Origin of the sequence: Kitasatospora sp. NPDC101801 (genome assembly GCF_044766665.1) — a bacterium.
Classification (GTDB): Bacteria; Actinomycetota; Actinomycetes; order Streptomycetales; family Streptomycetaceae; genus Kitasatospora.
In genome coordinates this window covers 234,094-249,849 of record NZ_JBIWML010000001.1, presented here as the reverse complement: position 1 = coordinate 249,849, position 15,756 = coordinate 234,094, and the positions used below count along the sequence as shown (strand labels likewise).

The window sequence follows — 15,756 nt, the reverse complement described above, 5'->3', positions numbered from 1 at the left end:
TCGTTCCTCTCCGGTTCCGGGAGCGGCATCACGCGGTGCCGGAGCGCTCCCAGCGGTAGAACTCGTGGGCCATGGCGTCCTTCGGTTCGCGCCAGGTCTCCGGGTCGTACGCCTGGACGTACGTGGTGAGCAGCCGGCTGACGTCCCGGAACTCCGGATGCCCGGCCAGCTTGGCGACCTCGGGTCCCGGGGGCCGTTCGGCCTCGATCAGGTGCAGGTAGAGGTCGCCGAACTGGAACAGGCTGCGGCCGGTGACGCCGATCAGGCGCGGCAGTTCGCCCCGGTCCGAGTGCCCGAAGACCTCGGCGATGCCGGCGGCCGAGTCGGGTTTCATCCGGGCGACGATGAGTGCGCGGTGCACGGTGCTCACGCCCTCCCGGTCCGCTTCTCGACCTTGTCCCTGATCAGCTCCAGCTGGGTCCGCGAGTTGCGGTTGATGTGGTTGGTCATGGCGTCGTCGTCGACCGGGGCGGTGGGCTTCATCGCGAAGTCCTGGATCCAGCGCATCCGGGTGCCGTCCGGCAGCTCGGTGTACTCCCACCGGATGTCCATGAACTCGAACGGGCCCGGCTCCACCCGCCTGGCCCGGACCGCGAGTTGGTGGCGGTCGGTCTCGCGCTCGGAGACCCAGCTCCAGACCGTGCCGTTCTCGTCGGGGTGCATGGTCAGCCGGAAGGTGGTCCGCTCGCCCTCGCGCTCCAGCACCTCGACGGTGGCGTACTCGCTGAACAGCTGCGGCCAGTTCTCCAGGTCGTTGGTGATCTCCCAGACCAGGTCGACGGGCGCGGCGATGACGATCTCGTTGTCGGTGTGGCCGGGCATCTCAGGCTCCTGCCGTGATGGAGGTGTTGACCGCGTCGAGGAACTCGTCCGGGGACTTGGACATCTCGGCTCCGGCGGCGATCTTCCGGCCGTAGCGGTTCTCCAGTTCGCCCACGATGCCGAGCAGGCCCAGCGAGTCCACGCCGAACTCGTCGAAGGTGGCGCCGGGGTTGCGGAGCGCTTCGGGCTCGATGGTGATGCCGGCCCGGGTCTTGATCAGCTGGGCCAGTTCGCCGTGTGTCAGGTGCTGGTTCATCAGGTGGTTCTCCTTGACTGGATCGGAAAAGGTGTCAGGACCGGCGCAGCACCAGGGCCGCGTTGGAGCCCATCAGGCCCCGGCTCAGGACCAGGGCGGTCCGCAGCTCGGCGGAGCGCGCGAAGCCGGTCACCAGGTCGAGGCCGTGGCGGACGTCGGTGACGTTCGGGGTGGGCGGCACCAGGCTCTGCTCCATGGCGAGCACCGCGGCCGCGGTGTCGAGCAGCGGGGCACCGCAGTAGGCGCGGCCGGTGCCGGCCTTGGGCGCGGTGACCGGGACGTGGGCGGCGTGCTCGCCGAGGGCGTCGGCGAGCGCGAGCGCCTCGGCCCGGTCCGCCTCGGGCACCCCGAGCGCGTCGGCGAAGACCACGTCGATCTCGTCGGGGGCGCACCGCGCCTCCTCCAGCGCGCCGCGGATCGCCCGGGCCAGCCCGTGCCGGGACTCCGCCCAGCGCGAGGCCCCGGTGAAGGTGGCCGCGTGTCCGGCCAGTTCGGCCCGGATCCGGGCGCCGCGACGGCGGGCCGAACTCTCCTCCTCCAGCACGAACATCGCACCGCCCTCGGCGGGGACGAATCCGCAGGCTCCGGCGTCGAACGGCAGGTAGGCCCGGTCCGGGTCCTCGCTCAGGCTGAGTTCGCGGTACCCGAGCTGACAGACCATCGAGTACGGCGCCAGCGGTGCCTCGGCGCCGCCCACCACCACGGTGTCGGTGCCGCGCCGGACGGTGCGGACGGCGTGGGCGAGCGCGTCGAGACCGCCGGCCTCGTCACTGGCCACCACCGCGCAGGGCCCCTTGAAGCCGCCGCGGATCGAGACCTGGCCGGTGCTGGCCGCGTAGAACCAGGCGATCGACTGGTACGGGCCGACGAAGTGCGGTCCCTGGGACCACAGTTGCTGGAGCTCGCGCTGGCCGAACTCGCCGCCGCCGGAACCGGCGGCGGTCACCACGCCCACCCCGAAGGGCGGGCCGGCCTCGGCGTCGAAGCGGGCGTCCGCCAGCGCCAGGTCGGCCGCGGCCATCGCGTAGTGGGTGAACCGGTCGGTCTGGACCAGGTACCGGCCCTCGACGGCCTGTTCGGCGTCGAAGCCCCGGACCTCGCCCGCGATCCGCAGCGGCAGGTGCGCGCAGCCCTCGCGGGTGACCGGGCCGAGCACGGAGGTGCCCTCCCGGGTCGCCTTCCAGAAGTCGTCCGCGCCGATCCCGTTGGGTGCCACCACCCCGATTCCGGTGACCACCGTGCGGCGGTCGGGCCGGGTGACCGTCATACCGTGGCCCCCTCTCTGCGGAGCACCACGGCGGACTGGAAGCCGCCGAACCCGCTGCCCACCGAGAGGACGTTGCGCAGCGGGACCGAGCGGGCGGTCCTCGGCACGTAGTCGAGGTCGCACTCCGGGTCCGGGCTCTCGTAGTTCGCGGTCGGCGGCACCACGCCGTGGGCCAACGCCAGGGCGCAGGCCACCAGTTCGATCGCACCGATGGCGCCGAGCGAGTGCCCGACCATCGACTTGATCGAGCTCATCGGGGTCCGGTACGCGTGCGCGCCCAGCGAGCGCTTCACGGCCGCCGTCTCGTGCCGGTCGTTCTGCTTGGTGCCGGAGCCGTGCGCGTTGACGTAGTCGATGTCGGAGCTGTCGACCCTGGCGTGGGCCAGCGCGCGGTCGATCGCCTCGGACATCTCCAGGCCCTCCTGGGTCAGACCGGTCATGTGGTACGCGTTGCCGAAGGTGGCGAAGCCGCCGATCTCGCAGTACACCCGGGCGCCGCGGCGCCGGGCGTGCTCCAGCTCCTCCAGCACCAGGACGGCGCCGCCCTCGCCGAGCACGAACCCGTCCCGGCCGGCGTCGAACGGGCGGGAGGCGTGCGCCGGGTCGTCGTTGCGCTCGGAGGTCGCGTGGATGGCGTCGAAGCAGGCCACCGTGATCGGCGAGATCGGGGAGTCCGCGGCACCGGCGACGCAGACGTCGGCCCGGCCGTCCTCGATCGCCTGGAAGGCGTAGCCGACCGCGTCCAGGCCCGAGGTGCAGCCGGTCGAGACGGTCTGCACGGGGCCGTGGGCGCCGGTCTGCTCGGCCACCGCCGAGGCCAGGGTGCTGGGCGAGAACGCCCGGTGCAGCTGCGGCGCGGCCCGGCGGTGGTCGACGTCCCAGCGTTCGCCCGAGTCGCTCACCCGGACGTAGTCCCGCTCCAGCCGGGTGGTGCCACCGACCGCCGTGCCCAGGGAGACCCCGATCCGCCAGGGGTCCTCGGCCGCCACGTCCAGACCGGCGTCCCGGACCGCCTCGGCGGCGGCCACCAGCGCGAACTGCACGTACCGGTCCGAGCGGGCGACCTGGTCGGCGTCCAGACCTGCGGCCGCCGGGTCGAAGTCGCACTCGGCGGCGATCCTGGACCGGAAGCCCGCCGGGTCGAACAGCGTGATGCCGCGGGTCGCCGTGCGGCCGGCGGTGAGCAGCTCCCAGAACGCCGGGACGCCGGTGCCGCCGGGGGCGACGATGCCGATACCGGTCACCGCCACCCGCCGGTTCATGAGACGACCTCGGCGTGTTCCGGCGGTGAACCCTCCGGGGTGTCCTCGGTGTCCACGTGTCCGAGGTCGGGCCGGGGGGCCAGCGGGCCGAGGTGGAACACCATCCGGGCCTCGGTGCTGCCGACGTTGCGGAACCGGTGGCGCATGCCGATCGGGATCATCAGGCCCTGGTCGGGGGCGAGGGCCTGCGGGACCCCGTCGAGGTCCACCTCCAGGCTCCCGCTGACCACGTAGACGAACTCCTCGGAGTACGGGTGGTAGTGCTCACCGATCCGCTCCCCCGGCTGCACGATCGCCAGCCCCATGAACCCGCTGGTGGCACCCACTGCGGTCGGGGTGAGCATGGCGCGGAGGTCGCCGCCACGTCGCCGGTTGGGTTCGGCCTCGTCGACGTGCACGATGCGTGGGAACTGCGTGGTCATGATGACTTCCTCCAAATACCTGTGCAGGGAAGGTCCCTGCCGGCCGGTCAGCGGTCAGGAGTCCGAGGCGCGACGGTCCGTGACGAGCGACATCCGGCACTCGTCGAGGAACCGGCCGAGCTCCGCGCCGACCCGCAGGTCGTGACCGCCGAGGTCGACCAGGCGGCTGAGCACGCCCGCGGCACGGGGGCCGACCACGCCGAGCGCCGGGCCGGGCACCGACTCCGGAGCGGCCGTCAGGTCCACCACCCGGACCACGGTGTCCTCGCGCTGGAAGACGGTGCCCGCCACCAGCGGGCTCGCCCGGTCCTCGGCGGCGAGCCGGTCCTGACGGGCCAGCAGGGCGGCGACCGCCGCACCGCAGCCGGGCCGGACCGGATAGCTCAGAGCGTGCCGGGTGACCCCGGCCGACGGCATCCCGGGCGCCGCCACATGGTGGACCGCGGGCAGCGCCGCCCGGATGAAGAACGACCGTGCGGACTCCGCGTCGGTGAGGTCCCGGGCCTCCTCGAGGTACGGGTTGATCGCCTCCTCGACCGCCCTGACCTCGGGCTGCCGCGCCACGTGGCGCAGGGCGGCGGCGAGGTCGCCGGCCACCTCGACGGACCGCACCACCCGGTTGCCACGCATGAAGAGCGAGGTCCGGCAGAGCCGGGTGCGCTCGTCCACCCGGGCGGTTGGCGAGGCGTAGCCCGCCAGGATCCCGGCCACGGTGCGTTCGCTGCCGGGCTTCACCGTGAAGGTGAGGGCGTGCCGGACGGTGCCGTCGGTGACCGGTGCCGGCCCGTCGAAGGTCTCCGACCCTGCGGTCTCCCGCATGATGCTGAAGCGGAGCGAACGGGTGTCCCGCACGCACCCGTGCAGGGGGCGCACCATCTCGCGGTGCGCCTCGCTGTCCACCCACGCCAGGAAGGGCCGGGCGCTCTCCCACTCGCTGGTGATCAGCCACTGCGCCGGGTCCTCGATGGACTGGCACAGCTGGTCGCTGACATGGCCCGGGACCGCGGCCACCTGGTGGCGCAGCTGCTCGTACGCCTCCAGGAAGCGCTGTTGTGCGCCGTCCTGGATGTCGCACAGCAGCACCACCCGGAGCCGGGGGGTGCTCAGCGCCGGACGGCGCGACACGGGTTGGGTCAGAGTCGTCATGTTCCGCTTCTCCTTGAGGGGTGAACAGTCCCCGGCCGCGGCTGCCGACTGCTCGCCGCTGACCCCTCGTCCGGCGCCACCGGGTCGGGCGACTGCCCGTGCTCGCTTCCGGCGGTCTCGCTCCTGGAGGCCCGAGGTCGATCGTGGTTCGCCTGTCCGCGCGGCGCGAGGGCTGGAAGCCATCTGAGCGAAAAACGCCGGGACATGTCATCCCTGACCGGGCATCAATCCGGTCCGCACCCGAGGCTGGAGGCGGGCCCACCTTTCGCGGCGACGGCTCCGACGCGCCGCGCGGCCCGAACTGACAGGAGCGACTGATGAACTCGAAGGCCGAGGACCGGGTACCGGTCCTCATCGTGGGCGGTTCCCTGGTGGGGCTGTCCGCCTCGCTGTTCCTCGGCCGGCTGGGTGTCGGACACCTGCTGGTCGAGAAGCACGCGGACACCTCGCACCACCCGCGTGGACGCGGCAACAACGTCCGGACGATGGAGCTGTTCCGGGTGGCGGGGGTCGAACAGCCGATCCGCGAGGCCGCCTCGGTGCTGGCCGGCAACCATGGCATCCTGCAGGCCGACACGCTCGCCGGGCTGGACCAGGAGTGGCTGTTCAAGGAGATCGACCCGGGCGGCGGGCTGGCCAGGTTCAGCCCGTCCGGCTGGTGCCTGTGCAGCCAGAACGACCTGGAGCCGGTCCTGCTGCGGCAGGCCCGCGAACTCACCGGGGAGTTGCGGTTCGGCACCGAGCTGGTCGACTTCGAGCAGGACGCCGACGGGGTGACGGCCGTGCTCCGGGACCGGGGGAGCGGCGAGCGGCGGACCGTTCGGGCCGACTACCTGGTCGCCGCCGACGGGCCGCGCAGCCCGGTCCGGGAACGGCTCGGCATCGGCCACGCCGGGCCCGGCGACCTGTTCCACAACGTCAGCATCACCTTCCGGGCGAAGCGGATCGCCGACGTGGTCGGTGAACGGCGGTTCATCGCCTGCTACCTGACCACCCCTCAAGGGCCCGGCGCCCTGCTGCCGGTGGACAACGAGGAGCAGTGGGTCTTCCACGCCCCCTGGCACCCCGAGCAGGGCGAGACCCTGGAGGACTTCACCGACGAGCGCTGCGTCGCCCACATCAGGGCGGCCGTCGGGGTGCCCGACCTGGAGGTCGAGATCACCGGCAAGGCCCCCTGGCACGCCGCCGAGCGGGTCGCCGAACGCTACGGCGCCGGCCGGGTCTTCCTGGCCGGCGACTCTGCGCACGAGATGTCGCCGACCGGGGCGTTCGGCTCCAACACCGGCATCCAGGACGCCCACAACCTGGCCTGGAAGCTGGCCGCCGTGCTGGGCGGCTGGGCCGGGCCCGCGCTGCTGGACACCTACGGCGAGGAGCGGCAGCCGGTGGCGCGCGCCACCAGCGCACGGGCCTCCGCGCGCTCCGCCGAGCACCGGCACCCCGGCTACGAGGCGGCGCCGGGCACCGGACGGCAGGCCAACGTGCTGGCCGTGGCGCTCGGTTACCGCTACCCGGTCGGTGCGGTGGTCGGCACCGACCCGGCCGGCCCCGCCGTACCGGAGCGGTTCGAGGCGGCGGGCGAGCCCGGCAGCCGCGCCCCGCACGTCTGGGTGCACCGGGCGGGCGTCCGGCTCTCCACCCTGGACCTCTTCGAGACCTCGCCGACCCTGCTGACCGGGCCCGAGGGCGAGCCCTGGTACCTGGCGGCACAGCGGGCCGCCGAGCGGCTCGGGGTCCCCCTGGCGGCGTACCGGATCGGCACCGACCCGACGCACGAGCTGGCGCCCGAACCGGGCTCCGACTGGGCGGCGGCGTACGGCGTGAACGCCGGGGGCGCGGTGCTGGTCCGGCCGGACGGATTCGTGGCCTGGCGGGCCGAGGGTCCGCTGCCGGACCCGGCCGCGGTGCTCGACCAGGTCCTCAAGTCGGTGCTCCGGCTGGGTTCCTGACGCTACGGTGGCGCTCGGTCCAAGCCGGGCGCCACTGCGGCGCCGCCCGGTGCGGCCTGGCCCGGACGGCGGAGCGCACTTGAGGCGCCGGGAGTACGCGGCGGCGCCTCAGCGCGGAGCCGTGAACCCGTAGCCGTCGTCGATCAGCACCGGCAGGTAGGCCCGCAGCGCCGCGATGGTCTGCGAGCGGTCGCCGCCGCCGTCGTGGTTGAGCACGATTGAGCCGGGCTGGACCGCCTTCAGCACCCGGTCCGTGATCAGCGAGGTGCCGGGCCTGGCCCAGTCGCGAGGGTCCACGGACCAGCCCATCGGGCGCATGCCCAGGTCCGAGCTGGTCCGCAGGGCGACGGGTGACCAGTCCCCGCCGGGGGCCCGGAACCAGGTCGGGGGCTTCCCCGCGGCGGCCTGGAGGACGTCGGAGGTGCGCGCCAGCTCGTCCCGGACCTGGGCCTCCGAGAGCCGGCGCAGGTCGGGGTGGGTCCAGGTGTGGTTCGCCAGGTGGTGCCCCTCGGCCGCGATCTCGCGGACCAGGCCGGGCTGGGCGGCGGCGTTCTCGCCGACCAGGAAGAACGTGGCCCGGATCCCGTACTTCCGCAGCAGGGCCAGCACTGCGGGCGTGTGGGTGGGATCGGGGCCGTCGTCGAGCGTCAGCGCCACCAGCTTGTCGGTGGACGGGAGTTCGTACACCGGGTTGCCGACCGCCCTCGGCACCGGCTTGGCCGGGCTGGGGGCGGGAGCCGGTACCGGGGCGGCCGACGGCGAGGCGACGGCGGCGGGGGTGGGGGAGGCAGGGGAGGCGGGGCCCGCGTCTCCGGAGCCGACGGGTGGTGCGCCGCAGGCTCCGACGGTCAGCAGGGTCATCCCGGCGACGGACAGAAGCTTTCTGCGGCTGATGATCTGACGGTGCGACAGCATGTTCCATCTGTCGCACGGAAGTCCTGGAACGGCGCGGCCGAGCGCTCCACCCGGGGGAGCGGCACCCGTCCCAACGGCGGAGCCCGGCACTCGAACGGGCCAGCCTCCCTCACCCGGATGACTCTCCCAGTGGCGTTCCGTGGATCGGCAACTGACGGTGAGGGAGGCGCACCACGGGCTCGTTCGTCGACGAAGTGTCGGCTGCCCTCGGGTAGGCGCCGGAAGGATCCAGTCCCCATGCGTTCTGAATGCGCTTTGCTCGCCGGAGCGGCCACCGCCGCCATTCTCGTCCTCGGCGCTCCCACCGCCCAGGCAGAGACCGTCCCCGGAGCCACCAACGGCCAGACCACCCAGCAGCAGCCCCGTGCCGTCGACGACCAGAAGGTGTGGCAGGAGGCTCCGGCTGCTCCTGTCGTACCGGCTGCTCCGGCTGCTCCGGCTGCTCCCGAGGGGAAGAAGGCGGCGACCGACCAGCCGCCCGCCGCCGAGAAGAAGCCCGACCACGAGGCCGCCAATGACAAGGCGGCCGCCGAGCCGGAGTCGTCCTGGCAGCACCGCCAGAAGCCGCACGGCGGCGTGCACACCGGTGGCGGCGGGCTCGCCGTCTCCGGTGGCGGCCTGGCCTCGGGCGCCGTGCTGCTGGCCGGCGGTCTCGGCATCGGTGCCTACACCCTGCGGCGCCGCACCTCCGGGAGCGGCCCGGCCTGACCTGGCCCGCCCGCAGCCTCGTGTCGTGGCCGCCGCCCAGGGCGGCGGCCACGACGGGGCCCCGGGGAGCCCGGACCACCGCACGCCCCGAGAGAGGAGCCGGCCCGATGGGCCGTCAGACAGTGCCGAGCGGCGGACCCGCCACCGATCCTCCGGCCACCGCCGAGGGGAGCCTCAGGGCCTTCCGGTGGGCGATGGCCGCAGCCGCCCTCGGGCTCCTGGTGATGTACCAGTCGGTGGAAACCGGCCCGGTGACGCCCCGTCAGGTGGTGGCCGCCGCCCCGGCCGCCACTCCCTGGGGCCGGCCGCCCTCCCAGGCGGTCCCGGCCGCTCCCACGCTGCCCCGCTCCCGTCCGGTCAAGCTGTGGATCCCCCAGCTCTTCGTGGAGGCGCCGTTCGTCGAACTGGGCCTGGACCACGCCGGCGCGCTGGAGGCCCCGGCCAAGGACAACCGCAACCTGGTCGGGTGGTACCGCGACGGTGCCGCCCCCGGCGAGCGCGGCAGCGCGGTGGTGGCCGGTCACGTGGACACCACCACCGGCCCGGCGGTCTTCCTGATGCTGCACCTGCTGACCCCGGGGAGCACGGTCGACATCACCCGCGAGGACGGCATCGTCGCCACCTTCGCGGTCGACTCCGTCCAGACCTTCCCCAAGGACCGCTTTCCGGACGAACAGGTGTACGCGGACACCGACGCGGCACAGCTCCGCCTGATCACCTGCGGCGGCGCGTACGACCGGCAGCGCAAGGACTACCCGGACAACGTGGTGGTCTTCGCGCACCTCACGTCCTCGCGGCAGACCTGACGCACCATGGCTTTCCGGCGGATCGTCAGGGCCCGTCGGGCCGACCGGGGAAGGGCATTCTCAACTGCGGCTCAAGGGGGCCGTAAGGGCTGTTCAAGCGGGGGAACCCCAACGGGGCGGACCGGGCCGGAAGGCGGGCAAAGCTTCGGTTATCAAGAAGCTTTCCTATTGACGGCCCCCAATGGTCTGGACCATCTTGTGGAGGCCGCGCGGTTGCTTCCCCCACACACCTCGGCGGCGCGGTCCGCCGCGCCGCCCCACAGCCGAGGAGAGCTCGCCCATGAGGCGCGTCGCCTTGCCCCTTGCCGCCGTCACGGCCGCAGCCCTGACCGCCGTTCCGCTCACCGCCGGTGGGGCGTCCGCCGACACCGGCCTGACCGGGCTGATCGCCACCTACGCGGTCACCTCCAACTGGCAGACCGGTTTCGAGGCCGGATACACCGTCACCAACCGCACCAACGCCACCGTCAGCACCTGGTCGCTCTCCTTCGACCTGCCGACCGGCGAGACCGTCACCGGCGCCTGGAACGGCACCCTGACCTCCACCGCCGTCACCGGCGGCCGGCGCTACACGGTCACCCCGCCCAGCTGGGCCGGTTCGCTGGCGCCCGGCGCCACGGCGGCCGTGGTCGGGTTCGACGTGTCCAACGGCAGCACGGCCCAGACCGCGCCCGCCAACTGCACGGTCAACAACAAGCCGTGCGAGGGCCTGCCCGCCGACACCGCCGCACCGACCGTCCCCACCGGTCTGAAGGTCAGCGGCACCGGCCCCGGCACCGTCGCGCTCTCCTGGAACGCCGCCACCGACAACCAGGCCGTGGCCGGCTACCACCTGCGGGAGGGCGGCGCGGTGGTGGCCACCACCACGGGCACCACCGCGAACCTGACCGGACTGCTCCAGGGCAGCACCCACCTCCTCGGCGTCTCCGCCTACGACGCCGCCGGCAACGAGTCGGCCGTCTCGGCCACGGTGTCGGCCACGGCCGGCAGCGGTACCACCCCGGGTGCCTCGGCCCCGTACGTCGACCTGGGCGCCTACCCGACGCCGAGCCTGACGGCGCTCGCCGCCGCGAGCGGCCTCAAGCAGTTCTCGCTCGCCTTCCTGATCAACGGCAGCCAGCCGTGCACCGCGAGCTGGTTCGGCGCCTTCGACCCGGCCACCGGCTGGTACAAGGAGGAGATGGACGCCTTCCGCGCGGCGGGCGGCACCGTCCGGCCCTCCTTCGGCGGGGCCAACGGCACCGAGCTGGCGCAGTCCTGCACCACCGTCGCCGCGCTCGCGGCGCAGTACCAGAAGGTCGTCGACGTCTACGGCCTGGACCGGATCGACTTCGACATCGAGGGCACCGCGGTCGTGGAGCGGGCCTCGGTCGACCGGCGCTCGGCGGCGGTCGCGCAGGTCCAGGCCGCGCAGCGGGCCAAGGGCCGTGACCTCAAGGTCAGCCTGACCCTGCCGGTGCTGCCCAGCGGTCTGACCACCGACGGCGTCTACGTGCTCCAGTCCGCGAAGAACGCGGGTCTCGCGGTGGACGTGGTGAACGCGATGTCGATGGACTTCGGCGACTCGGCCGCGCCGAACCCGAGCGGCAAGATGGGCGCGTACGTGATCCAGTCCGCGCAGTCCACCCAGGCGCAGGTCCGGCAGGTCTGGCCGAACCTGACGACCGCTCAGGCCTGGGCCACGGTCGGGGTGACGCCGATGCTGGGTCAGAACGACACCGCCTCGGAGGTGTTCGGCCTGGCCGACGCCCAGCAGCTGGTCACCTTCGCCCAGCAGAACCACCTCGGTGAGCTGGCCTTCTGGGAGATGACCCGGGACGCCAACGCCTGCACCGGCTCGCTCCCCAAGTGCACCAACGTGCCGCAGACGCCGTACCAGTTCTCCAAGCTGTTCGCCGGCTTCACCGGCTGACACCGCGTCGCACCGGGTCCGGCCCGTGCCGGGCGGACCCACCGCTGAGGCGGTCCACCCGGCACGGGCCGGACGGCTACCTTCCCGCGCTGCACAGCCGGTCGAGGTAGCGGCCGGGGTCCGGTCCGTGGGCCCGGTCCTGGGCGCCGGGGCGGACGTGGGACAGGGCGCCGTCCGGGGCGATGCGCAGCATGGTGGTGGCGGCGTGCGGAGCGTCGAGGTCGCGCAGGCCGTCCCCGTCGGTGACCGGGACGTCGGGCCCGAACATCGCCGCGGCCCGGGCGGCCGTGGCCGCCGGGGCCTGCCCGGTCCGGTTGGCGCTGCTGACGTACAGATGGGGGAAGCGGGCCAGCAGCGGTGCCAGCGGCTGCCAGCGGGCGCCGAAGAGCAGCAGGTGGCCGTCGCGCAGGGCGGGTCGGGACCAGGCCGGGGGCAGGGTGGCGGCGCTGACGGGGACCAGCAGGGTGACCAGTTCGACCCGGAGCAGGGCGGTCGCCGTGTCGAGCGCGGCGGGTGTCAGGTCGAGTGCGCGGGCGAGGTCGCGCCAGGTGGTGTCGTCGTGGACCCAGAGGGCGACCTCCTGGTCGGCGGGCCGGCCCTTGGCGGTGTTGACGGCCAGTGGGCCGGTGGCGGCCACGACGTAGGTCAGCGGGCTGGGGTTGGGCAGGACGACGGCTCGTCCGGCGGTCAGGGCGTCGGCGGCGGGGCCGGTGTCGAGCGGGGAGGTGGCCGGCATGGGTGGTCCGTTCAGCGGGCGGATGAGGTGGTCCCGGCGGTCTGCGCGGTGAGGCCGTCGAGGTAGGCGGCGAAGTCCGCGTCGGCGACCACGGCCCGGCCGAGCCGGTAGGCGCGGTCCTTGACCCAGGCCAGGGCGGTCCGGGCCTGCTCCGGGTCCAGGGTGTACCCGAGGCGTTCGGCGACCGCGCGCAGCACGCGGTGGCTGGCGAGGTGTGTCAGCACCACGGTCGGGGCCAGGCCGAGGTGCTGCTGCGGATCGTACGGCTGGAAGGTCTGCGGGTGGGTGAAGGGGGTGCCGGTGGAGATGCTGGCGACCCCGGTGCCCACGACGGGGGTGGTCACGGTGAGCGGGACGCCGGTCTCGGCGGACACCATCCGGGCGATCCCGGGCAGCCGGGTCAGGTCGGGGGCCGTCCACCAGGGTTCGCAGCCGGGCCCGAGGACCTGGGCGGCCTTGGCCGGGTCGTGGGCGAGCAGGAAGAGCAGCTGCTCGGTGGCGACCATGCCGCTGCGCTCGGCCATGCCCAGCCAGGAGCAGGCCGCCACCCTGACCCCGCTCTCCAGTGCGGCCAGGGTGTTGGCCAGCCCCAGCCCGAGGTCGTTGTGCAGGTGCGAGACCAGTACCGCCTCCGGACCCGCCCCCGCCGCGACCTGCCGGAACAGCGCCCGGGTCTGACCGGGCAACAGGTCCCCGACGGTGTCGGCCAGCACGATCGTGCCCGCGCCGTGCGCGGTCAGCGCCCCCGCGTACTCGGCGACCAGGGCGTGGTCCGCGCGGGGCGCGTCCACCAGGCAGACGTCCACCGCGATGCCGTCCGCCAGGTCGACGGCCTCCTTGACCACCTCCAGGCCACCGGCCAGCGCCGCCCGGGCGTCACCGTGCACCAGGGCGCAGGCGGTCGCCTCGGACGCCGCCACGATCACCATCACCCGGGCGTGCGCCGCGCCCCGGACCGCGCTCAGCGCGAGCCGCACGTCCTGGACGGTGCCCCGGCAGATCGCCGCCGGGCTCACCGAACCCTGGGCCTCCAGCGCGACCTGACGGGTCGCCTCGAACTCCTGCCGGCACACGGAGGGGAAGCCCGCCGCGAACACCACGTGCCGGGGCCCGTCGGCACCGAACACCGCCCCCTGCTCCCGGGCCAGCCGGACCCGGAAGTCGGCGCCCATCAGGGTCTTGGCCTGCGCGCCGTCCCTCGCCGACTCCTCGAAGAACACCATCCGGCCGGCCTGGGCCGACTCCCGCACCACGTCCACTGCCCGGCTCCCGTCGGATCGCTCCCTCGCGTGAGCGTAGAGGTCGCCGGTGAATGGTGGTAACAGGAGTACGGGAGAATCGAACTGATGCTATGTCGACGGGCGGCCGAGGCCCGCGTCCGGCCGGAGCCCGCCCGGTGGGGCGCGTGGAGGTTCCACGGGACGCGGGTCTCGACCGGGTCGAGCCCCGCCGGCGGCGGGGAGCGTCAGCTCAGCTCAGCGGACGGCAGAGCAGGGCGTCCGGCACCCCGCCGTGGTTCCACCGCCAGGTGAAGGCCACGCCGGCCAGGTACTCGGTGTCGGCGCACTGACCCTTGTAGTGGCCGGGTGCCCAGTCGCTGCTGACGGAGCCGCCGGTGGTGGGGCGGTTGTCGCCGTGGTCGAACCAGACGTTGCGGCCGGTCAGCGGCAGCGGGGTGGTGGCGGGGGCGCACAGCAGGGTGGCCATCGCGTTGCCGCTCGCGCTGTAACCGACCGCGAAGGTGTGGTCGGGGCACTGGAGCTTGTTGTAGCCCGGGGCCCAGTCGCCGTGCGTGACGTAGCGCTCGTCGTTGACCGCGATCCAGTCGCCGGCGGCCTTGGCGGGCTGGTTCGCGTCGGTGCACAGGCCCCGGTTGGAGCTGCGGGCGAGGGCGACCACGCGCTGGGTGTCCGGGCAGTTGCCCTTGCGGTAGCCGGTGGCCCAGTCCGCCTTGGCGCGCATGGTGAGGGAGAGGTTCTGGTCACCGAAGTCGAGGTCCAGCATGTTCCAGCGGTCGGACCGGGCGATCCGTCCGGTCCGGGACGGGGCGTCGACCAGCTTGTTCCAGGCGGTGGCGCGCCAGTCGCCGGGGTCGGCCAGGCCGAGCCGCCGACCGGCCGTGTCGTAGCTGACCAGGGCCCAACTGTCCTGGGGCCTGCCGTCGTTGCCGGTCCAGCCGACCAGCGGCCAGACCGCGAAGTCGGTGTCGTTGGCGACCAGGATGTCGGTGAAGTTGGCCCACCAGGTCTGCTCCAGCGGGTCGCTCTCGTCACGGCCGGCCGCGCCGAACTCGCTGATCCACACCGGCGCGGTGAAGTGCTGGCCCGCCTCGGTGACGAACAGCGCCTCGTCGTGGACGAGTTGCCGGAGCTGGTCGAGCGGGAACCGCTCGTACGGCCAGTCGTTGGTGTGGCCCGGGCCGCTGGCCGCACCGGTGTAGTGGGGACCGGTGTAGCCGTAGAAGTGGGCCGAGTAGACCAGCTTGTTCGACTGGATCAGGGTGTTGGAGAGGTTGCGGACCGGGGTCAGCATCGGCCGGCCGTAGTCGAGGCCGTCGAGCGGGATGCCGTACCAGTTGATCCCCTCCATCACGATGAGCAGGTCCGGGACGGCCTGGAGGATCCGGTTGCCGGCCTCCTGGAAGGCGGCGTACTCGTCGTGGGAGTCACCCCAGCCCCAGTTCGGGTTGTCCCAGGTGTCGCGGCGGACCTCGTTGCGCAGGTCGGCGCCGACCACCCGCTTGTTGTCCTGGTAGCGCTTGGCGAGGAACACCCAGTCGTCGATCCACTGCTGGGTGGACTGGCCGCTGTTCCACCGTTCGCTGCCGTCCAGGCCGCAGCAGAACCGGTAGCCGGTGGTGTGGTTGTTCAGGACGACGGCGAAGCCGTCGGCGGTGAGGGCCGCGATCACCGCGTCGAACACCTGGAGCGGGGTCCGGCCCCGGAGTTGCGGGTTGGCCGCGACGGCGGAGTCCGGTACCACGGTGGTGTCGTGGACCAGCGCGTTCGCGTACGGGAGGCGGATGCTGTTGAGGCCCAGCGCGTGGAAGTCGGCCAGGATGGTCGCCAGCGGTGCCCGGTCCAGGCCGAGCGGGATGTTGTTCGACAGCTGTCGCGCCTGGTGGTTGGCCGGGTCGTTGACGTCCCCGCTGCCCTGCCAGGTGCCCTGGGCGCCGGCCCAGTTGCCGGACTTGAGCTTGAAGCGGTTGCCGTTCGCGTCGACGATCCAGCGGCCGCTGGTGCTCAGCGGGCCGGTCCAGGAGGCGGCCAGTTGAGGCCCCGTCAGCACCGCCGGACCGGCCGGGGCGGCGGCGGGAGCGGAGGTGGCGGAGGCGGGCGCCCCGCCGAGGACGAGGGTCAGGGCGGCCGCGGCGGCGGCCAGCGTTCGGAGGATGGGGCTTCGGACGGCGGGGGCCGAGTTGGCTGATCTCATGCTGTTCCCCTCCAGGGGTGGGGTGGGGCCGAGGAGCTTCGGGTGGTGCCGGCCGGACCGGTGGTCCGGAGTCGGGGAGCGGCCCGGGCTCAGCCCTTGAGGCCGCTGGTGGCGCTGCTCCCG

Annotated in this window: 15 protein-coding genes; 4 read left to right on the top strand and 11 right to left on the bottom strand. The window is 73.5% G+C overall.

The window, feature by feature from the left end; translation table 11 throughout:
* Nucleotides 1-28: 28 nt before the first annotated feature.
* Genes ACIRPK_RS01075 through ACIRPK_RS01045 form a run of 7 tightly spaced genes read right to left on the bottom strand, consistent with a single transcriptional unit; the run spans nt 29 to nt 5,175 of the window.
* A complete protein-coding gene (locus ACIRPK_RS01075) occupies nt 29-361 on the bottom strand; it encodes a TcmI family type II polyketide cyclase (RefSeq protein ID WP_403032684.1) in 333 nt (110 codons plus the stop codon).
* Between the two features lie 5 nt (nt 362-366).
* Nucleotides 367-822 (bottom strand): SRPBCC family protein, encoded by a 456-nt coding sequence (locus ACIRPK_RS01070; protein WP_403031118.1) that lies wholly within the window; start codon nt 820-822, stop codon nt 367-369.
* A 1-nt stretch (nt 823) separates the two neighbouring features.
* Nucleotides 824-1,078: an acyl carrier protein gene (locus ACIRPK_RS01065; protein ID WP_403031115.1), complete on the bottom strand. Its 255-nt coding sequence runs from the start codon at nt 1,076-1,078 to the stop codon at nt 824-826.
* 34 nt (nt 1,079-1,112) lie between these two features.
* A complete protein-coding gene (locus ACIRPK_RS01060; RefSeq protein ID WP_403031112.1) occupies nt 1,113-2,345 on the bottom strand; it encodes a beta-ketoacyl synthase N-terminal-like domain-containing protein in 1,233 nt (410 codons plus the stop codon).
* Nucleotides 2,342-3,607 (bottom strand): beta-ketoacyl-[acyl-carrier-protein] synthase family protein, encoded by a 1,266-nt coding sequence (locus tag ACIRPK_RS01055; protein WP_403031109.1) that lies wholly within the window; start codon nt 3,605-3,607, stop codon nt 2,342-2,344. The genes ACIRPK_RS01060 and ACIRPK_RS01055 overlap by 4 nt, the downstream gene beginning before the upstream one ends.
* Nucleotides 3,604-4,029: a cupin domain-containing protein gene (locus ACIRPK_RS01050; protein WP_403031106.1), complete on the bottom strand. Its 426-nt coding sequence runs from the start codon at nt 4,027-4,029 to the stop codon at nt 3,604-3,606. Before ACIRPK_RS01050 ends, ACIRPK_RS01055 begins: the two co-directional genes overlap by 4 nt.
* A gap of 54 nt (nt 4,030-4,083) precedes the next feature.
* Complete coding sequence (locus ACIRPK_RS01045; protein ID WP_403031103.1) at nt 4,084-5,175, bottom strand: SchA/CurD-like domain-containing protein; 1,092 nt, start codon at nt 5,173-5,175, stop codon at nt 4,084-4,086.
* A gap of 317 nt (nt 5,176-5,492) precedes the next feature.
* Between ACIRPK_RS01045 and ACIRPK_RS01040 the strand changes: the two genes are divergently transcribed.
* Nucleotides 5,493-7,124, top strand: a complete 1,632-nt coding sequence (locus tag ACIRPK_RS01040; RefSeq protein WP_403031100.1) for an FAD-dependent oxidoreductase — start codon at nt 5,493-5,495, stop codon at nt 7,122-7,124.
* 108 nt (nt 7,125-7,232) lie between these two features.
* Here ACIRPK_RS01040 and ACIRPK_RS01035 read toward each other — a convergent pair whose 3' ends face one another.
* Nucleotides 7,233-8,039: a polysaccharide deacetylase family protein gene (locus ACIRPK_RS01035; protein ID WP_403031097.1), complete on the bottom strand. Its 807-nt coding sequence runs from the start codon at nt 8,037-8,039 to the stop codon at nt 7,233-7,235.
* 237 nt (nt 8,040-8,276) lie between these two features.
* Between ACIRPK_RS01035 and ACIRPK_RS01030 the strand changes: the two genes are divergently transcribed.
* The 3 genes from ACIRPK_RS01030 (at nt 8,277) to ACIRPK_RS01020 (ending at nt 11,465) form a co-directional block, all read left to right on the top strand.
* Nucleotides 8,277-8,747: a hypothetical protein gene (locus ACIRPK_RS01030; protein WP_403031094.1), complete on the top strand. Its 471-nt coding sequence runs from the start codon at nt 8,277-8,279 to the stop codon at nt 8,745-8,747.
* A 107-nt stretch (nt 8,748-8,854) separates the two neighbouring features.
* Complete coding sequence (locus tag ACIRPK_RS01025) at nt 8,855-9,553, top strand: class F sortase (protein ID WP_403031091.1); 699 nt, start codon at nt 8,855-8,857, stop codon at nt 9,551-9,553.
* A gap of 280 nt (nt 9,554-9,833) precedes the next feature.
* Entirely contained in the window at nt 9,834-11,465 is a 1,632-nt protein-coding gene (locus ACIRPK_RS01020) for a cellulose binding domain-containing protein (protein ID WP_403031088.1), read from the top strand.
* 76 nt (nt 11,466-11,541) lie between these two features.
* Here ACIRPK_RS01020 and ACIRPK_RS01015 read toward each other — a convergent pair whose 3' ends face one another.
* The 3 genes from ACIRPK_RS01015 to ACIRPK_RS01005 all read right to left on the bottom strand — a co-directional run bounded on the left by ACIRPK_RS01015 (nt 11,542) and on the right by ACIRPK_RS01005 (nt 15,633).
* The gene (locus ACIRPK_RS01015; RefSeq protein ID WP_403031085.1) at nt 11,542-12,201 is read right to left on the bottom strand and encodes a hypothetical protein; all 660 of its coding nucleotides are present in this window, start codon (nt 12,199-12,201) and stop codon (nt 11,542-11,544) included.
* 11 nt (nt 12,202-12,212) lie between these two features.
* Nucleotides 12,213-13,460: a 2-isopropylmalate synthase gene (locus ACIRPK_RS01010; RefSeq protein ID WP_403031082.1), complete on the bottom strand. Its 1,248-nt coding sequence runs from the start codon at nt 13,458-13,460 to the stop codon at nt 12,213-12,215.
* 211 nt (nt 13,461-13,671) lie between these two features.
* Nucleotides 13,672-15,633 (bottom strand): glycoside hydrolase family 5 protein, encoded by a 1,962-nt coding sequence (locus ACIRPK_RS01005; RefSeq protein ID WP_403031079.1) that lies wholly within the window; start codon nt 15,631-15,633, stop codon nt 13,672-13,674.
* Nucleotides 15,634-15,756 lie beyond the last annotated feature (123 nt).

Coding starts and splice junctions, on each gene's coding strand:
- ACIRPK_RS01030 (WP_403031094.1), top strand. CDS start 8,277: ATGCGTTCTGAATGCGCTTTGCTCGCCGGAGCGGCCACCGCCGCCATT.
- ACIRPK_RS01070 (WP_403031118.1), bottom strand. CDS start 822: ATGCCCGGCCACACCGACAACGAGATCGTCATCGCCGCGCCCGTCGAC.
- ACIRPK_RS01045 (WP_403031103.1), bottom strand. CDS start 5,175: ATGACGACTCTGACCCAACCCGTGTCGCGCCGTCCGGCGCTGAGCACC.
- ACIRPK_RS01035 (WP_403031097.1), bottom strand. CDS start 8,039: ATGCTGTCGCACCGTCAGATCATCAGCCGCAGAAAGCTTCTGTCCGTC.
- ACIRPK_RS01065 (WP_403031115.1), bottom strand. CDS start 1,078: ATGAACCAGCACCTGACACACGGCGAACTGGCCCAGCTGATCAAGACC.
- ACIRPK_RS01050 (WP_403031106.1), bottom strand. CDS start 4,029: ATGACCACGCAGTTCCCACGCATCGTGCACGTCGACGAGGCCGAACCC.
- ACIRPK_RS01015 (WP_403031085.1), bottom strand. CDS start 12,201: ATGCCGGCCACCTCCCCGCTCGACACCGGCCCCGCCGCCGACGCCCTG.
- ACIRPK_RS01055 (WP_403031109.1), bottom strand. CDS start 3,607: ATGAACCGGCGGGTGGCGGTGACCGGTATCGGCATCGTCGCCCCCGGC.
- ACIRPK_RS01025 (WP_403031091.1), top strand. CDS start 8,855: ATGGGCCGTCAGACAGTGCCGAGCGGCGGACCCGCCACCGATCCTCCG.
- ACIRPK_RS01020 (WP_403031088.1), top strand. CDS start 9,834: ATGAGGCGCGTCGCCTTGCCCCTTGCCGCCGTCACGGCCGCAGCCCTG.
- ACIRPK_RS01060 (WP_403031112.1), bottom strand. CDS start 2,345: ATGACGGTCACCCGGCCCGACCGCCGCACGGTGGTCACCGGAATCGGG.
- ACIRPK_RS01005 (WP_403031079.1), bottom strand. CDS start 15,633: ATGAGATCAGCCAACTCGGCCCCCGCCGTCCGAAGCCCCATCCTCCGA.
- ACIRPK_RS01040 (WP_403031100.1), top strand. CDS start 5,493: ATGAACTCGAAGGCCGAGGACCGGGTACCGGTCCTCATCGTGGGCGGT.